At 64.6% G+C, this 15,819-nt stretch carries 18 protein-coding genes; 4 read left to right on the top strand and 14 right to left on the bottom strand.

Annotation, left to right across the window (positions count from 1 at the left end):
• The 7 genes from PCE31106_RS19230 to flgB all read right to left on the bottom strand — a co-directional run bounded on the left by PCE31106_RS19230 (window position 1) and on the right by flgB (window position 5,332).
• Entirely contained in the window at window positions 1-714 is a 714-nt protein-coding gene (locus PCE31106_RS19230) for a flagellar basal body L-ring protein FlgH (RefSeq protein WP_150564393.1), read from the bottom strand.
• Window positions 715-753: 39 nt separating this feature from the next.
• A complete protein-coding gene (gene flgG / locus PCE31106_RS19225) occupies window positions 754-1,536 on the bottom strand; it encodes a flagellar basal-body rod protein FlgG (protein WP_017233637.1) in 783 nt (260 codons plus the stop codon).
• A gap of 67 nt (window positions 1,537-1,603) precedes the next feature.
• Window positions 1,604-2,347: a flagellar basal body rod protein FlgF gene (locus PCE31106_RS19220; RefSeq protein WP_017233636.1), complete on the bottom strand. Its 744-nt coding sequence runs from the start codon at window positions 2,345-2,347 to the stop codon at window positions 1,604-1,606.
• A 41-nt stretch (window positions 2,348-2,388) separates the two neighbouring features.
• Window positions 2,389-3,645: a flagellar hook protein FlgE gene (flgE, locus tag PCE31106_RS19215; protein ID WP_150564392.1), complete on the bottom strand. Its 1,257-nt coding sequence runs from the start codon at window positions 3,643-3,645 to the stop codon at window positions 2,389-2,391.
• Between the two features lie 88 nt (window positions 3,646-3,733).
• On the bottom strand, window positions 3,734-4,459 hold the full coding sequence (flgD, locus tag PCE31106_RS19210; protein WP_017233634.1) for a flagellar hook assembly protein FlgD: 726 nt from the start codon (window positions 4,457-4,459) through the stop codon (window positions 3,734-3,736).
• Between the two features lie 22 nt (window positions 4,460-4,481).
• On the bottom strand, window positions 4,482-4,886 hold the full coding sequence (flgC, locus tag PCE31106_RS19205) for a flagellar basal body rod protein FlgC (protein ID WP_017233633.1): 405 nt from the start codon (window positions 4,884-4,886) through the stop codon (window positions 4,482-4,484).
• Window positions 4,887-4,891: 5 nt separating this feature from the next.
• The gene (gene flgB / locus PCE31106_RS19200; RefSeq protein ID WP_302476063.1) at window positions 4,892-5,332 is read right to left on the bottom strand and encodes a flagellar basal body rod protein FlgB; all 441 of its coding nucleotides are present in this window, start codon (window positions 5,330-5,332) and stop codon (window positions 4,892-4,894) included.
• Window positions 5,333-5,731: 399 nt separating this feature from the next.
• Here flgB and flgA point away from each other — a divergent pair, with 399 nt between their 5' ends.
• From flgA to PCE31106_RS19185, 3 genes are all read left to right on the top strand, one after another.
• Entirely contained in the window at window positions 5,732-6,751 is a 1,020-nt protein-coding gene (gene flgA / locus PCE31106_RS19195) for a flagellar basal body P-ring formation chaperone FlgA (RefSeq protein ID WP_174975306.1), read from the top strand.
• Window positions 6,752-6,877: 126 nt separating this feature from the next.
• The gene (flgM, locus tag PCE31106_RS19190) at window positions 6,878-7,216 is read left to right on the top strand and encodes a flagellar biosynthesis anti-sigma factor FlgM (protein WP_150564389.1); all 339 of its coding nucleotides are present in this window, start codon (window positions 6,878-6,880) and stop codon (window positions 7,214-7,216) included.
• Window positions 7,213-7,671: a flagella synthesis protein FlgN gene (locus PCE31106_RS19185; RefSeq protein ID WP_150564388.1), complete on the top strand. Its 459-nt coding sequence runs from the start codon at window positions 7,213-7,215 to the stop codon at window positions 7,669-7,671. The genes flgM and PCE31106_RS19185 overlap by 4 nt, the downstream gene beginning before the upstream one ends.
• A gap of 6 nt (window positions 7,672-7,677) precedes the next feature.
• Here PCE31106_RS19185 and PCE31106_RS19180 read toward each other — a convergent pair whose 3' ends face one another.
• Entirely contained in the window at window positions 7,678-8,004 is a 327-nt protein-coding gene (locus PCE31106_RS19180) for a type II toxin-antitoxin system HicB family antitoxin (protein WP_150564387.1), read from the bottom strand.
• A 507-nt stretch (window positions 8,005-8,511) separates the two neighbouring features.
• Here PCE31106_RS19180 and PCE31106_RS19175 point away from each other — a divergent pair.
• A complete protein-coding gene (locus PCE31106_RS19175; RefSeq protein WP_150564386.1) occupies window positions 8,512-8,775 on the top strand; it encodes a CBU_0592 family membrane protein in 264 nt (87 codons plus the stop codon).
• Window positions 8,776-8,849: 74 nt separating this feature from the next.
• Here the strand turns inward: PCE31106_RS19175 and PCE31106_RS19170 are convergent, their stop codons facing one another.
• The 6 genes from PCE31106_RS19170 to cheZ form a co-directional block, all read right to left on the bottom strand.
• Window positions 8,850-9,578: an RNA polymerase sigma factor FliA gene (locus PCE31106_RS19170; RefSeq protein ID WP_017233626.1), complete on the bottom strand. Its 729-nt coding sequence runs from the start codon at window positions 9,576-9,578 to the stop codon at window positions 8,850-8,852.
• Between the two features lie 37 nt (window positions 9,579-9,615).
• Window positions 9,616-10,491, bottom strand: coding sequence for a MinD/ParA family ATP-binding protein (locus PCE31106_RS19165; protein ID WP_150564385.1), 876 nt, complete (start codon window positions 10,489-10,491; stop codon window positions 9,616-9,618).
• The gene (gene flhF / locus PCE31106_RS19160; RefSeq protein ID WP_017233624.1) at window positions 10,484-11,758 is read right to left on the bottom strand and encodes a flagellar biosynthesis GTPase FlhF; all 1,275 of its coding nucleotides are present in this window, start codon (window positions 11,756-11,758) and stop codon (window positions 10,484-10,486) included. The genes PCE31106_RS19165 and flhF overlap by 8 nt, the downstream gene beginning before the upstream one ends.
• The gene (gene flhA, locus PCE31106_RS19155) at window positions 11,755-13,860 is read right to left on the bottom strand and encodes a flagellar biosynthesis protein FlhA (RefSeq protein ID WP_150564384.1); all 2,106 of its coding nucleotides are present in this window, start codon (window positions 13,858-13,860) and stop codon (window positions 11,755-11,757) included. The genes flhF and flhA overlap by 4 nt, the downstream gene beginning before the upstream one ends.
• Before the next feature lie 3 nt (window positions 13,861-13,863).
• The gene (gene flhB / locus PCE31106_RS19150) at window positions 13,864-15,015 is read right to left on the bottom strand and encodes a flagellar biosynthesis protein FlhB (protein ID WP_017233622.1); all 1,152 of its coding nucleotides are present in this window, start codon (window positions 15,013-15,015) and stop codon (window positions 13,864-13,866) included.
• Between the two features lie 186 nt (window positions 15,016-15,201).
• The gene (gene cheZ, locus PCE31106_RS19145; protein WP_051060153.1) at window positions 15,202-15,795 is read right to left on the bottom strand and encodes a protein phosphatase CheZ; all 594 of its coding nucleotides are present in this window, start codon (window positions 15,793-15,795) and stop codon (window positions 15,202-15,204) included.
• Window positions 15,796-15,819: the final 24 nt, after the last annotated feature.

Below are 15,819 nucleotides of genomic sequence, written 5' to 3'. Positions count from 1 at the left end.
TCAGAATGGCGAAATATTAAGGAAGAAGCGCTGCAGCCAGCCCATGGTTTCGGCTTCGTTGATATAGCCCTTGCCACGGTATTCGATGCGCGCATCGGCCACCTGCGTCGAAGGCACGGTATTCGCGCCCGAGATCGTCTGTGGGCTGACCACGCCCGAGAACTTGATGTATTCCGTGCCCTGGTTGATCGCGATCTGCTTCTCGCCGGCCACCGCCAGGTTGCCGTTCGAGAGCACTTCCATCACGGTCACGGTGATCTGGCCCGAGAACACGTTGTTCGCATTCGCCGCGCCCTTGGCGTCGAACTTGTTGCCGCCGCTCACGTCCAGGCCCTGATTGTTGAGCACGCCGCCGATCACGCCCGGGGTCTGGTTCAGCGTCAGCGTGCCGCTGCCCGCACGCGTGGTGTTGGCCGCCGAGTTCTTGCTCGCCGCCGTGTTTTCGTTGATGACGATCGTGAGAATGTCGCCAACGTTGCGCGGACGGCGGTCTTCGAACAGCGGACGGTTCGAGTAAAGCGGGCGGTAGATCGAGCCTTCCGGATCGGCCGACATCGGCGGGGGCGGCGGGCGCGTGGTCGTCGGCCCGTTCACCACCGGTTCCTGTGGGATGTAAGCGCAGCCCGCCAGACCGCTCAACGCGGCGACGGCCGCCAGCGCCAGGAACCGCGCGAGGCCTGCGCCGCGATGCTTAACGGTCGTTTGAGCTGACATTTCGACGTTCATTCTTTGGGGCTTTCCGCGGCGCACCGCTTACATCTGCGTCAGGCGCTGCAGCATCTGGTCGGATGCCGTGACCGCCTTCGAATTGATTTCGTAGGCGCGCTGCGCCTGAATCATGTTCACCAGCTCTTCGACCACATTCACGTTCGACGTTTCGACGTAGTTCTGGTTGAGCACGCCCGCGCCGTTGGTACCCGGCTGTGCGACGTTCGGCGCGCCCGAGGCGGCCGTCTCGGCGTACAGGTTCTCGCCCAGGCTTTGCAAACCGGCGTTGTTGATGAACGTGGCGAGCTGGAACGTACCGATTTGCACGTTGGCCGTGTTGCCCGGCTGCGTGACCGAGACCGTACCGTCGCGCGCGATGGTCAGCGAGAGCGCGTTCGCCGGAATTGTGATGGCCGGCTGGACCGGATAGCCCGACGCCGTCACGAGCTGGCCGTTGTTGTCGACCTGGAACGAGCCGTCGCGCGTGTATGCGGTCGTGCCGTCCGGCATGAGCACCTGGAAGAAACCGTCGCCGTTGATGGCCACATCCTTGGCGTTGCTCGTCTGCGTCAGGTTGCCCTGAGTGAAGATGCGCTCGGTCGCCGCCGGGCGCACACCCGTGCCCAATTGCAGGCCCGAAGGCAGCAACGTCTGCTGCGACGACTGGGCGCCGGGCTGGCGCAGCGTCTGGTACAGCAGATCCTCGAACACCGCACGGCCCTTCTTGAAGCCGTTCGTGCTGGTGTTGGCGAGGTTGTTCGAAATCACGTCCATGTTCGTCTGCTGGGCGTTCATGCCGGTAGCAGCGATGTAGAGCGAACGGATCATGTGGTGTTTCTCCCCGTGTACGGTCGCGGCGCGCGGGTCCCCTCGGATCCGACGCGCCACACGCCCGTTAGCTGAAGTTCAGCAACTGGTTGGCGGATTGTTCGTTGGTGTCGGCCGTCTGCAGCATCTTCATCTGCATCTCGAACGCCCGCGACTGCGAGATCATGTTCACCAGGCCAGTGACCGGATTGACGTTGCTGTTCTCGATCGCCCCCGCCACGACGACGACATTCGGATCGACCTGCGCCGGCGCATTGTTCGCCGTGCGGAACAGTCCGTCGTCGCCTCGCACCAGATTGGTCTCGGGCGGATTGACCAACTTCAGTTGGCCCATCACGGCAATGGAGTTGGGCGGATCGCCCTGCCCCAGCGCCGAGATCGTGCCGTCGGTGCCGATGCTCACCGCCGCGCCCGGCGGCACGGCGGCCGGCCCGGCATCGGTCATGACCGGCAGCCCGTGCAGCGTGAGTTGCCCGTCGGCCGTCATCTCGAGGTTGCCGCCGCGCGTGTAGGCTTCGCGGCCCTGCGCATCGCGCACGGCAAGCCAGCCCTGACCCTGGATGGCCACGTCGAGCGGGCGGCCCGTCTGCTGCATCGCGCCGGGGGTGAAGTCGGTACCCGGCGTGGACGTGGCGACAAAGGTCCGCGTGCCGGTCGTGCCGTCTGGCGCGCGCACCGGCGCCTGACGGAACGCCGCGAGCTGGGCGCGAAAGCCCGGCGTCGAGACGTTCGCGAGATTGTTGGCGGTGGTCGACTGCTGCTCCATCGCCTGCTTCGCGCCAGTCATGGCGATATAGATCAGACGATCCATCGACGGCCCCCGTGCAAGTTATGCATGTCCTCGGATCCGCCTTACAGGTTGACCATGGTCTGCATCAACTGGTCTTCCGTCTTGATCGTCTGCGCGCTGGCCTGGTAGTTGCGCTGCGCGGTGATCATGTGAACCAGTTCCGCCGTCAGGTCGACGTTCGAGGCTTCGACGGCGCCCGACTGCAGCTTACCGAGGTTCGTGCCGCCCGGCACGCCGACGATCGGAATGCCCGACGCGGCCGACTCTTGCCAGAGGTTGTTGCCCTGCGGGATCAGGCCCTGCACGTTGTTGAAATTCGCCAACGCCACCTGGCCCAGCGCCATCGATTGGGTATTCGAGTACGTGCCGACGATCGTGCCGTCGGCACTGAACGTGAACCCGGTCAGTCGGCCCGACGTGTAGCCGTTCTGCGTCAGGTTGTTCGGCGAGTAGGTGTTTCCGTATTGCGTGGTGCCCGACATGTCGAGCGTCAAGCTCGCGCTCGACGCACCGTTACCGTAGTTGATCGTCGGCAGCGTAATCGGGCCCGTCACGGGGGCGCCGGTCGAGTCGGTCTGCGACACGAGGCTGCCGGCCGAGTTGAACGTCAGCGTGCCGATCGGACCGGCGCCCACCTGGGTCGTGCCGTCGGTCGAGGCGTACACCGACCAGGTGGCGTTGTTGGTCACGGCGTTGACGCTCGACTTCACGAAGTACAGGTTCACGTCGTGCGAATTGCCCAGCGAGTCGTAGACCTTGAGCGACGTGGCGTTCGTGTACGAGTTCGGATCGGTAATCGAGAAAGCTGTCGTATTGACCGCGCTGCGCGAGTCGAGGTTGAACTGAGCGGTGATCTTGGATGTGGCCGTCGGCGACAGGTCGCCCGTCGGGATGCGCAGATCGACCGGCGAGACGCTGTTGATGATGCCGGTCGGGCCCGCCAGATAGCCGGTCAAGCGGTCGCCGTTGGTGTCGACGATGTAGCCGTTCTTGTCGAGCGAAAACTGACCGTTGCGCGTGTAGGCAATGGCGCCGTTGTTCGACATGCGGAAGAAGCCGTTACCCGACACGGCCAGATCGAGCTGACGATTCGTGACGGTGATGTCGCCCTGCGTGAACTGCTGGGCAATGCCCGCCACACGCGTGCCGATGCCCACCGTGTTGTTGCCCGCGCCGTACAGCGAGTTGGCATAGATGTCGGCAAACTGTGCCTCACCTTGCTTGAAACCGACGGTGGCCGCGTTGGCAACGTTGTTGCCGATGACGTCCAGGTCTTTGGAGGCGGCGTTCAGGCCGCTCAGTCCGGTCGAAAAGGCCATGTGGATACTCCTGAAATTCGGTGGTCGACGACGTCTGTCGCAATGGAAAGGGTTAAGGGCTTACGCCGTGCGGGGTCGATGGGGCCGGTTACAGGATTTCGCGCACATCGGAGAGCTTGACGTTCGAGCCAGTCCCCACATTGAGCAGCGGCGCGCCGGTCGTGCTGGCCACCACGCTTTGCACCTGCGCGTACGAGAGCAGCGTCGGCGTCACGGCCTTGCCGTTAGCCGCGGCAGTCACCGCGACCGTGTACTTGCCATCGGCCACGGCGGTGCCCGCGTCATCCTTGGCATCCCACGTAAGGGCCTGCACGCCAGCGTCGAGCGCGCCCGCGTTGACCGTGCGTACGACCTTGCCCGTGCTGTCCTTGATCTGGATCGTCACCGTGTCGGCGTCGCTCGGCAGTTCGAAGCCGAACGGGGTGGCGGTCTTCGTGACCGTGCCGTCCGTGGCCGTGGTGCTGCCTACCCCGACGCTGCTGCCCGGAATCAGCACGCCCTTGCCCACGAGCGCCGAGGCTTGCAGGCTTTGCGTCGAATTGAGCTGCGAGGTCACCGACGAGAGCGTCGTGTTCAACTGGGTGATGCCCGAGACCGTGCTGATCTGCGCGAGCTGCGAGGTCACCTGCGAGTTGTCCATCGGATTGAGCGGATCCTGATTGTTCATCTGCGCGACGAGCAGCTTCAGGAAACTGCCTTGCAGGTCGTTTGCGCTGCCAGCAGACGAACTGGAGCTGCTGCTGGCGGTGCCATTGACCGAGTCGAGGAACGTCTGGGATAAGTTCGCGGCGTTCGACGTATTGATACTTGCCATCTTCTGGTCTCCGCGCGGCCCCTTACTGGCCGACCGTGAGGGTTTTGAGCATCAGCGTCTTGGCGGTGTTGAGCGCCTCGACGTTGGCCTGATAAGAGCGGGAAGCGGAGATCATGTTGACCATCTCCTCCACCGGATTCACGTTGGGCATGGTGACGTAGCCCTGGGCATTGGCGGCCGGGTTCTTCGGGTCGTACACCGTCTTGAGCGGCGACGAATCCTCGACCACGCCGGCCACCTTCACGCCGCCGACGTTGCTGCCCTCGACCGGGTTGACCTGGAACACGACCTGCTTGGCGCGATACGGCTGACCGTCCGGTCCCGTCACCGACTCGGCGTTGGCGAGATTGCTCGCCGTCACGTTCATGCGCTGCGACTGCGCAGTCATGGCCGATCCGGCGACATCGAAGATGCTCATCAGCGGCATGGCGGTTACCCTTGACTTGTAATGGCGGCCAGCATCGTCTTGATCTGGCTGGACAGGACCGTGAGGCCCGTTTGGTAATGCACGGCGTTGTCGGCGAAGTTCACACGCTCGGCATCGAGTTCGACGGTGTTGCCGTCGATACTTTGTTGGTACGGCACGCGATACAGCAGCTCGGGACTGCCCATCGGCGGGGCCATGCTCACGCCGCGCCCGGCGATGTGGCGCGACGAGGTGCGCGAGAGCGAAACACTCGATTCGGTAGCAAGCTGTTGCTGCGCGCCGCGCTCGACCGCCTGGCTCAACGCATTGTTGAAATCGACATCACGTGCCTTGTATCCCGGCGTATCCGCGTTGGCGATGTTCGACGAGATCACCTCCTGGCGGTAGGCGCGCATGGCCAGCGCCTGCTGAGAAAATCGCAATGCCGCGTCCAGTTTGTCCATGATCTCGTCTCGCCCGATGCTTGCCTTGATGCGGGTAGTGCACAAGAAGCCTGGCCGTCTCGGCACCGGGGACGTCCGCTCAGCACTGAGGGCGGGTCTCACAGCGGCACGCAGACGGCATGTCCTGCCAGGGCCCGGGAAAAGTACGGACCTTTTGGCATGCTTTGCATCGTATGCGTACCCCTCGGGATTCAATCGGGGGAATAGGCACGAGATTGACCGCCATTTCGGGCCATGCCCCGGTTGGCGACATCTCTAGAATGGCTTCCTGACGGCATCGGGCGGGGTTCGCCCCCCAGGCATCGGAACGCTGCCCGGTGCCGTCGGCTTCACGGCGCGGCGCAGGGCGTGCGCCAGCCACCCGGCACACCGCTCGGGTGCCGTGTACGAAGGAGAGTGAGCATGGCAGGCAAATTCGGCGGCGGTCTCGCCAGTGCCCCCCGCGCGCGCAGCGCGCTGCGGCAGGGCGTTCGCACATGCGTGCGATCCAGTCTGCTTGCCGTCATCCTGAGCCTGACGAGTCTCGCTTTACCGGGTCTTGCGCGGGCCGCCTCGCCTGCCGCGGGTGTTGCCACCGACCCGGCCGCCCAGCATCTGGGAAGCACGCTCGGCCCCGGCGCCGTTGTCATTCCCGGCAACAATGCCGCAGCCGGCGGTATCGCCTCGAACGTGTCGAACGCGGCCCGGAATGTGGCAGCGACGGTCACAACGGCGAATGCCAATTCGAATGTCGGGGTGGCGGCCGCGGTGCAATCCCCCCAGGCCGCCGGCGCCGCCGTTCAATCCCAGTTCCAGAACACCGAAGTCATCCGTCAGACGGCCGAACGTTTCCTGCGCGAGCAGACGACCGGGTTGCCGGGACGTGTGAGCTTGACGGTGGGCGACGCGGTCTCCGATCGGATGCCGGCCTGCGCCGCCCTCGAACCCTTTCTGCCGCCGGGCGCGCGCCTGTGGGGGTCGACGACCGTCGGCGTGCGCTGCGCGGGCGAGCGTCCCTGGACGCTCTACCTTCAGGCCCGTGTGAGCATCACCGCCACGTATTTCGTTGCCGCGCGTCAGATCAACCCGGGCGAAGCCATCGGGCCGAACGATCTGTCACCGCGCCAGGGCGATCTCACCTTGCTGCCGCGCACGGTGGCGACCGATGCCGGTCAGATCATCGGCACGGTGGCGGTGAACCGGATCACGTCTGGCCTGCCGATCCGTTCCGATCTGCTGCGCAGCGCGATTGCCGTCCAGCAGGGACAAACCGTGCGCGTCGTCTCGCGCGGCTCGGGCTTCGAGGTGAGTACCGAAGGACAGGTGCTGTCGCGTGCCAGCGCCGGCGATCCCGTTCAGGTGCGCACCCGCGCCGGTCAGCTCGTCAGTGGGACCGTCAAGACCGGTAAGAATGGGAGCGTTGAAGTGGAAGTTGCCCTGTAAGCAAACACTCACTACGGGTTAGAATTCACTGAAATCGGTCGGTCGCGGGATCGGGTAACAGGATGTAACTTACCTAAAGTTGCGCCCGACGATGCCGTTACACAGGCAGGTTTCAGGGGAAAGCATATGAAAATCGAACCACCCGCCAATCCGTTGACTGGTGTCGGTCCGGGCAAGGCGCCGACCGACCGGACGACTGCCGCCACGGCGAGCACCGAAGGCACGAACGCGTCTGTCGCCAGCACGGGCAGCGGCGCGAACGTGAGCGCGAGCGCGCTGTCGTCGGAGATGCGCGCCTTGCAGGCAGCGCTGGCGAAGACGGGATCTGCCGATATTGACGTAGCCAAGGTGGCCGCGATCAAGCAGGCCATCTCCGAAGGAAAGCTCGTCATTGATCCCAGCAAGATTGCGGACGGTCTCATTGCGACCGCGCGCGATCTGCTCTCCACGCAATCGAAGTCATGACCACTGACGCCCTGCTGAAAACTCTCGCCGCCGAAACGAACGCCATTCGCGCGTTTTCGGCGCTGCTTCTCGAGGAACAGCAGGCGTTGGTCAATGGCATGCTCGACGCGTTGCCGGAGCTGACCGAGCGCAAGACGCAAGCCGTGACCGACCTCGCAGCCCTTGGGCGCGAACGCGATACCCGACTGGAAGCCCTGGGCTATCGTCCGGACGAGTCGGGTGCCACGGCGGCCGCCGCTGCCGACACCGGCATCGACGCCGCGTGGAAGGCGCTGCTGGACGCGGCGATCGAAGCCAAGCGTGCCAATGAGACGAATGGCGTACTGATTCGCACGCGTCTGACCTACACGCAGCAGGCGCTGAACGTGTTGTACGGTCCGCAACAGAACGCCCCGCTCTACGGCCCCGACGGCCGCACCGCCCCGCGATCGAGCGGCGGCAGCATTACGGCTTGACGCGGCTTAGTTCGCCGCAAGCTTGAGGCTCGCCAGTCGATTCAGACTGACTCCCAGTTCCGCCGCTTCGATGACCAACGCGCGATGTAGCGTTGGGGGAATCCGCACGCGAAATTCACCGCTGTAACGATGCTCGGCCAGCGGTTCAGGCACCGTTTCCCCGTTCGCCTGCATATCGGCGACCACGTCCGTCACCACCTTCCGAATACCGTCCAACGCTCCTTCCGGCGTCACATCCAGCCAGGACAGCGATGGGAATTCGGCACAAAGCCCGACGTGCTCGCCATCTTCCGGCGACCAGGTCAGACGGTAGATGTAATGATCAATGTTCATGCTCTCGGCCCTCGAATTTTCAAATGGCATTCCAGATCCGGTTCGAGAGCTATCCTAGCGTGCGATTTTGGGGAAGACGGCATGCCGAAATGGTGCCAATAGTGGCGCCATTTGTTCAAGGCCGATTTGTCCGAAAAGTTGGGGGATTGCCGCACCCAGATGCAAAAAGCCCTCGGAGACGAACGTCCGAGGGCTTGGCTCAATGGGTGTGACTTAACGCTCCGAGGTCCGCGCCGTCGCACACAACGGCCAGATTGCCTGGGCCTTATCCGAAAGACGGTGAGTCGCCCCGCCTCGTCAAACGGCGAGAAAAGGTCGCACGCCGAACGCTTTCTCGCTGTTCCGTGCAGAAGATGCCATCGTCACCTCCCCAAATATCGCGACTCATCGGGTCACACTTCCCTGTCTTGGCAACGCATCACATCCGACAGGGGGACTCCATGAACCCAGGCCACAAATTTGACGGAAAGCCTATCGCCATGCGCGCCTGACATGACGACAGCAGCCATGGCGGATGTGGTCGGGGTCGCAGGCGCGCTCCTCGTCGTCGTCGCCTATTTCCTGAATCTTCGCGGAACGCTCACCACCAACGATTATCGCTATTCCGTCTTGAATCTGTGCGGATCGGCGATGATCGTCTACTCGCTCGCGTATAACCCGAATCCGGCCTCGCTGCTCATCGAGGCCTTCTGGGTCTCGATCAGCCTTTATGGCTTGCTCAAGTCATTGAAAGCACGCCGACGAGCCCTTCGAGCCCACCGCAATAGCTAAGCGAGAAGCCATTGAGCCACAGCCGAGTCCGTCGAGCGCACCCCTTCCGTCCATCAGTCACCCGCTCGGACACCTTAACTCGCCGAGGTCCAAGCCTTCTCACGCAACGTTGTGCGCAGGCGCGAGATCGCCTGGCTATGCAACTGGCAGACGCGCGATTCGCTCACTTCCAGCACCGCGCCGATCTCGCGCAGATTCAGGCCCTGGTCGTAATACAGGCTCATGAGCAACTTCTCGCGCTCCGGCAGCCGATCGATCGCATCGATCACGCCGCCGCGCAGGCCTTCGTCAAGCAACATCGTCAGCGGATCGGCGCCCGGATTCGCACAGATCCGGTCAATAAACGGTTCTTCGTCCGCCGAATCGAAATCCTCGTAATAGACCAGTTGGCAGCCATGCACGTCCTGCAGCATCTGCTGATATTCGGCCAGACCGATCGACAGCTCGCCCGCGATCTCGCTCTCCGACGGCCCCCGGCCCAACCGTTGCTCCAGTCGCTGCACCGCCTTCTCGATCTGACGTGCCGTCTTGCGAATACCGCGCGACGCCCAATCCAGCTCGCGCAACTCGTCGAGCATCGCGCCGCGAATGCGCTGGCTCGCATACGTTTCGAACTGCGCGCCCTGCGTCTCCTGATACCGGTTCGCCGCATCGAGCAGCCCGAGCATGCCCGCCTGAATCAGATCTTCCAATTCCACGCTCGCCGGCAGCTTCGCCATCAGTTGCAGCGCCAGACGACGCACCAACGGCGCGTATTGCGTCAGCGTGTCGTTCGTGTCGACCTTCCCGCTCGCGGTATACATGTTTCCCTCCGCTTCCTCTCGACGCGTGCCGTGTCGCTCAAGCCGTGTGCGCGCTCACCGCGCCCACGCCAAGCGTTATGTCGTTGCCGCGCTCGCCGCCGAAGTCACCCGCCCCGGCGCCCAACGCGGCCAGCCCCGTCTCTCGCACGGCCAATGGCCAATGCATCACCTGCGCCGCCAGTTGCCGATACGCCACCGCCGCCGGCGCCATCGGGAACGCATCGACCACGGTGCGCGTCAATTGCCTCGCGCGCACAACCTGCCGATCCATCGGCACATGGCCCGCCAGCTCCAGCGACACCGCCAGATAACGGCTCGCCGTCGTGGCCAGATTGCGGCACACCACGCGCGCTTCCACATCCTCCGCCCGATTCACCAACACCCGGAACTGCGCCAACGCATACTCGAAATGCGCCTGCTTGATCCACGAATACGCCCCCGTGATCGACGCCGGCTCACACCCCAGCACCACCAGCACGTCGTGCGCGTGCGCCGCGAGCGGGCTGAGCACCGCCCCCGCGTGCGTGCAATCGATCACCACGACGTCGGGCTCGCTGGTCGTCAACAGCGGCAGCGCGCGCAACGGGTCAATGCGTTCGGGATGCCGATGCGCCACGGGCACCACCACCACGTTGTCGCGCGTGTGCACGCGAATCGCCTCGGGCGACACGCGTCCGGCCAGCACGTCGTGAATGTCGCCGCGCAGCGGCAAACCGAGCGCAGGTGCCGCATGGCCGCTCTCGTCGGCCAGCACGACATCCTGACCGTGATGCGCCAGGGCGCTGGCCAGATTCAGCGCGGTACTCGTCTGACCCGCTTCAGGCGCACTCCCTACCACCGCGACGATTCGCGTGGTGTGACGCGCCACGAGCCGGCGCAAACCTTCCGCTTGATCGAGTACGAGCTTAACCAAAGCAAGCCTCGCCTGAGGGTTGTGCGGGCGCGAACAGCCCGCTGTATTGGGGGTCGACGCCGCGCACCACAGCCGGCAGGTCTTCCTCGGCCGGCACGAATGGCGAGCCCGTGACCGGCGCGGAAAGTGCGGTGTCGATCAGGAATGGCTTGTCGGCCACGTGCAGGTTCTCCGGCACACGCTGTCCCGTGGACACATAATGCACCGGCAAGCGGTGACGAATCACCGTATCGAGCACCGACCCGAGATTGGTCGATTCATCGAGTTTCGTGAGAATGCACCCCGCCAGATCGCCGCCGCCTTGCGCGCTCGCGCTGCGGTAGGCGTGTACCACCTCGTTGAGCGTATCGCCATGACTCGTGGCGTTGAGCAGCAACAGACGCTGCACCGGCGTCTCGGCGCCGCACAACATCGCCACCTGCTCCGGCACCGTACGGTCTCGCTGGCTCATGCCCACCGTGTCGATCAGCACCATGTGCTTGTTGCGCAATTCGGTCAGCGCCAGACGCAGGTCCGTGGCATCTTTTACCGCATGCACCGTCACGCCGAGAATCTTGCCGTAAATGCGCAGTTGCTCGTGCCCGCCGATACGATAGCTGTCGGTCGTGAGCAGCGCGAGCTTCTCCGCGCCGTGCCGCATCACGCAGCGCGCCGCGAGCTTGGCCGTCGTGGTGGTCTTGCCCACCCCGGTCGGCCCCATCAGCGCATACACGCCGCCGCGGTCCATCAGTTCGTCTTCGTTCGGCATGACGGGCAGATTGCGCGTCAGCGCGCGCTTCACCCATGCCAACCCACTCTCCAGATCGCCGCCCTCCGGCAGATGTTCGAGCAGCGCCCGACCCAGTTGCGCCGAGAACCCTGCGGCGAGCAGCGTGCGCAGAATCTCGCCCTGCGCCGGGGAACGACGTTGCTTGTCGTTCCAGACCAGCCCGGCGACCTGCTCTTCGAGCAAGCCGCGCATGCTCTGAAGTTCATCCATCATGGTTTGGGCAAACGCGCTCGTTGCCCCGGCATCATGGGCCGCCGCGATCGGCGCGCCAGTGACGGCAGCGACCGGGGCGACAGGCACCGCCGGGCGTGGACGCGGCCGGTGGGTCGGCATGTCGCCGCCCGCGAGCGCGTCAAGATCCTCTTCCGCCAATGCGACGATTTCCACGCCATTGGCGACCGAGCGATTGGACAACACGACCGCATCGGGTCCGATTTCCTCGCGAATCTGGCGCAGTGCATCGCGGCACGTGCCCGCAAAGAATTTCCGAATCTTCACCCTTGACCTCCGATGAGTGCCGTCATTTTCACATTCCGTGTGTCAGGCACTTCCGCATACGACAAAACCTTGAGCTGCGGCAAGCTGCGACGCAAGAAGCGCGAGAGCAGCGAACGCAGCGGATGTTGGACCAGCAGTACCGACGGCAAGCCCTGACGCTCCTGACGCGCCACGGCGGCCTGCGTCTCCCGCAGCAGCGTGTCCGCGAGACCCGGCTCCAGCCCCGTGCCACCGCCTGCCGACAACGCCTGCGTGAGAATTCGTTCGAGATTGGCGTCGAGCCCCACCACCTCGAGATCGCCACTTCCCGGGAACACGCTTTGCGTGATCGCGCGGCCGAGCGCCAGGCGCACCAGCGCCGTGAGGTCGTGGGCGTCCTGTACGCGCGCACCGTGTTCGGCGAGCGTATCGATGATCGTGCGCATGTCGCGAATCGGCACCTGCTCCTCGAGCAGGTTCTGCAAGACTTTCTGCAACGTGGTGAGCGCGATCGTCTTCGGCACCAGATCTTCGATGAGCTTGGGCGCGTCCTTGCCGATGCGCTCGATGAGCTGCTGCACTTCCTGACGGCCCAGCAACTCGTGCGCGTGGGCGTTGATCAGGTGGTTCAGATGGGTGGCGACCACCGTCCCGGCATCGACCACCGTGTAGCCATACGCCTGCGCCTGATCGCGCTGACCGACATCGATCCACGTCGCCGGCAAGCCGAAGGCCGGATCGCGCGTGGGCGTGCCCTGCAGCGGTGCGCTGACCTGCCCCGGATCGATGGCGAGCAGTTGCCCCGGATACGCTTCGCCTTCGCCGATGACCACGCCCTTGAGCGTGATGCGGTACTGGTTCGGACGCAGCTCCAGGTTGTCGCGAATGTGCACCACCGGTGCGAGAAAACCGATTTCCTGGGCGAATTTCTTGCGGATGCCCTTGATGCGCTTGAGCAATTCGCCGTCCTGATTGCGGTCGACGAGCGGAATCAGCCGATAGCCGACCTCCAGTCCGAGCGGGTCGACGAGCGCCACGTCGTCCCACGACGCTTCGGCCACTTCGGCCGGCGCGCTGGACGCCACGGGGGTCGGGCGCGCGGCCTGTTGCTTCTCGGCCTCGGCGCGGCGGAACTGATAGCGAGCGAGCGCCCCCAGCCCCAAGGCGAGCAGCAGAAAGGCGAAGTGCGGCATGCCCGGAATCAAGCCCATCAGACCGAGAATCGCCGCCGTGATCCCCAGCACGCGCGGATTGCTGAACAGTTGCGAGACGACCTGCTGGCCGATGTCTTCATCGGTCGCCACGCGCGAGACGACCACACCGGCGGCCGTGGAGATCACCAGCGCGGGGATCTGCGCGACGAGACCGTCGCCAATGGTCAGCAGCGTGTAGTTCTTCGCCGCCATGCCGATATCCAGGCCGTGCTGGGCCACGCCGACGATCAGCCCGCCGACGATGTTGATGATCATGATGAGCAGACCGGCGACCGCATCGCCGCGCACGAACTTCGATGCGCCGTCCATCGAGCCGTAGAAGTCGGCTTCCTGGGCGATCACCGAGCGACGCTTGCGCGCCTCCTCTTCGCCGATCAGTCCGGCGTTCAGGTCGGCGTCGATGGCCATTTGCTTGCCCGGCATCGCGTCGAGGGTGAAGCGCGCGCCGACTTCGGCGATGCGCCCGGCGCCCTTCGTGATCACCATGAAGTTGATGACCACGAGGATGATGAACACCACGATACCGACGGCGTAGTTGCCCCCCACCAGGAAGTGGCCGAACGCCTCGATCACTTTGCCGGCGGCGTCCGGCCCGGTATGGCCTTCGAGCAGCACGACGCGGGTGGACGCCACGTTCAGCGACAGACGCAGCAATGTGGAGAACAGGAGCACGCTCGGGAACGCCGCAAAGTCGAGCGGCTTTTGCGTGTACATGCTCACGAGCAGCACCATCACCGCCAATGCGATGTTGAAGGTGAAGAGCAGATCCAGGATGAACGGCGGCAACGGCAGGATCATCATGCCCAGAATCATGATGATCAGCACCGGCGCGGCGAGCGACTTCAGATTGCCGCCGAGGAGCAGTTGCGACGAGCGCAGTAGCTGGTTCGCGCGAGGGTTGAGGTTCATTCGTTACACTCGTTTCGACCCGGCGCGCCGCGGCGCGTCGAGTTCGGCCGGCACCGGCAGATCCGACGGGGTAACGGGCGCGGCGCCCCCCTCGGTGCGCCAGCGGCGAAGCTGGAAGACCCACGCCAGCACTTCGGCCACGGCCGTGTAGAGCGTGGCCGGAATTTCGTGACCGATGTCCACGTGCGCGTGCAGTGCCCGTGCCAGCGGCGGAGCTTCGAGAATCGGAATGTGGTGCTCGGCGCCCATCTCGCGGATGCGCAGCGCGACGAGATCCGTGCCCTTGGCCAGCACGCGCGGTGCCGTCATGTTTTCCTTGTACTCGAGCGCAACGGCAAAGTGCGTCGGGTTGGTCACGATCACGTCGGCCTTGGGTACGTCCTGCATCATGCGACGGCGCGCCGTCTGGCGCTGCAACTGGCGGATGTGCGCCTTGAGGTGCGGATCGCCTTCGCTTTCCTTGTTTTCCTGCCGCACTTCCTCTTTGGTCATGCGCAGCTTCTTATAGTGCTGCCAGAGCTGGAAGGGAACGTCGATGGCCGCCACCAGCATCAGCGATGCCACGATGAACGCACAGCACACCGCGATCAACTCGCCCACATACGGCAAGGCCGCGCGGGGCGACTGCGTCATCAGCCCCATGACCGCGTCGCGGTCGCGCGCAATCGCCCAGTAGGCCACGGCGCCGACGAGCAGCGTCTTGGCCACCGCCTTGACGAGTTCGACCAGCCCCTGCACGGAAAACATGCGGCCCAACCCCTTGAGTGGGTTCAGGCGGCCGAAGTTGGGCGCGAGCGACTGGGTGGTGAAGAGCCAACCGCCCAGCGCCATCGGGGCGACAATCGCCGCGAGCACCAGCACACCGAGCAGCGGGGCAATGGCGATGAGCGCGTCGGCGCCCGAGCGTGCGGCATAGGAGAGCATGCGGTGGGTGTCGAGGGCGGTGCCCGGCTCGAACTGCATCCCGTGGCGCATCAGTTGGGCGAAGCCTTGCGAAATGCGGTCAGCCGTCATCCACAAGCCGGCCACTCCGGCCGCCAGCAAGGCGAACGTGGACAGTTCCCGCGAACGCGCAACCTGTCCTTCCTCGCGCGCCTTTTCAAGGCGCCGGGGAGACGCAGGTTCCGTCTTTTCGAGATCGCTATCCTCAGCCATGCCTTATCCACTGCGGGCGGACGAAGCCACCCTATCGCGACCGATTATGGCCGTAACCGTCAAGTCACAAAGGGGGGAATAGAGGCGGGATTGGGCGGTATTTCGCGCCGGCGTGCGGCAAAGGTCGGAAACGCCGTCAAAAAGCGACGCCCCGGCAGCCCGTCGACGGGCCGGCGGGGCGAATCCTCAGAAGCCGAGGCTGGCGAGCAGGTCGTCGACCTGCCCTTGATCGGACACGATGTCGGTGCGGCCATCGGTCTTGACCTGCGGCCCGTTGAGCAGCGAATCTTCGGCTTCCTTGCGCTTCTCGGGCGGCATGTTTTCGAGCAGCGTCTGCAACAGGTGCTTCTCGATCTCCTGCACGACATCCATGATCTTCTTGATGACCTGTCCGGTCAGATCCTGGAAGTCCTGCGCCATCATGATTTCCATCAGATGGTGGTTGGTCGCGCGCGTGTCGTCCGGCACGCGGCGCAGATACGTGCGCGTCTCCACGACCAGCTTGCGGGCATCGTCGAGTTCGAGCGGCTCGTCGAACCACTTGGCCCAGCGTTCGTCGAGTGCGTTGGCGTCCGCTTCGAGACGATCCTGAAGGGGCTTGGCCAGTTCGATGGCCGTGAGCGCCCGCACCGCCGCCTGCTCGGTCAGGGTGGCGACATAGTTCAGGCGGTCGCGCGCGTCGGGAATCGCTTCGGCCGCCTGCTCGAGTTGCTTGTCCAGCCCGAGTTCGCGCAGGTTGTCACGCAGCATGCGCGTCAGCTGCCCAACGCGCATGAGCATGCGCGCGGACGGGTCCGCTTCGCC

Source organism: Pandoraea cepalis (genome assembly GCF_902459665.1).
GTDB lineage: Bacteria > Pseudomonadota > Gammaproteobacteria > Burkholderiales > Burkholderiaceae > Pandoraea > Pandoraea cepalis.
This window is presented reverse-complemented; position numbering and strand designations above follow the sequence as displayed.

Excerpts from the sequence above, each read along its gene's own strand:
- PCE31106_RS19230 (WP_150564393.1), bottom strand. The coding sequence starts at position 714 with ATGTCAGCTCAAACGACCGTTAAGCATCGCGGCGCAGGCCTCGCGCGG.
- flgG (WP_017233637.1), bottom strand. The coding sequence starts at position 1,536 with ATGATCCGTTCGCTCTACATCGCTGCTACCGGCATGAACGCCCAGCAG.
- PCE31106_RS19220 (WP_017233636.1), bottom strand. The coding sequence starts at position 2,347 with ATGGATCGTCTGATCTATATCGCCATGACTGGCGCGAAGCAGGCGATG.
- flgE (WP_150564392.1), bottom strand. The coding sequence starts at position 3,645 with ATGGCCTTTTCGACCGGACTGAGCGGCCTGAACGCCGCCTCCAAAGAC.
- flgD (WP_017233634.1), bottom strand. The coding sequence starts at position 4,459 with ATGGCAAGTATCAATACGTCGAACGCCGCGAACTTATCCCAGACGTTC.
- flgC (WP_017233633.1), bottom strand. The coding sequence starts at position 4,886 with ATGCCGCTGATGAGCATCTTCGATGTCGCCGGATCGGCCATGACTGCG.
- flgA (WP_174975306.1), top strand. The coding sequence starts at position 5,732 with ATGGCAGGCAAATTCGGCGGCGGTCTCGCCAGTGCCCCCCGCGCGCGC.
- flgM (WP_150564389.1), top strand. The coding sequence starts at position 6,878 with ATGAAAATCGAACCACCCGCCAATCCGTTGACTGGTGTCGGTCCGGGC.
- PCE31106_RS19185 (WP_150564388.1), top strand. The coding sequence starts at position 7,213 with ATGACCACTGACGCCCTGCTGAAAACTCTCGCCGCCGAAACGAACGCC.
- PCE31106_RS19180 (WP_150564387.1), bottom strand. The coding sequence starts at position 8,004 with ATGAACATTGATCATTACATCTACCGTCTGACCTGGTCGCCGGAAGAT.
- PCE31106_RS19175 (WP_150564386.1), top strand. The coding sequence starts at position 8,512 with ATGGCGGATGTGGTCGGGGTCGCAGGCGCGCTCCTCGTCGTCGTCGCC.
- PCE31106_RS19170 (WP_017233626.1), bottom strand. The coding sequence starts at position 9,578 with ATGTATACCGCGAGCGGGAAGGTCGACACGAACGACACGCTGACGCAA.
- flhA (WP_150564384.1), bottom strand. The coding sequence starts at position 13,860 with ATGAACCTCAACCCTCGCGCGAACCAGCTACTGCGCTCGTCGCAACTG.
- flhB (WP_017233622.1), bottom strand. The coding sequence starts at position 15,015 with ATGGCTGAGGATAGCGATCTCGAAAAGACGGAACCTGCGTCTCCCCGG.
- cheZ (WP_051060153.1), bottom strand. The coding sequence starts at position 15,795 with ATGCTCATGCGCGTTGGGCAGCTGACGCGCATGCTGCGTGACAACCTG.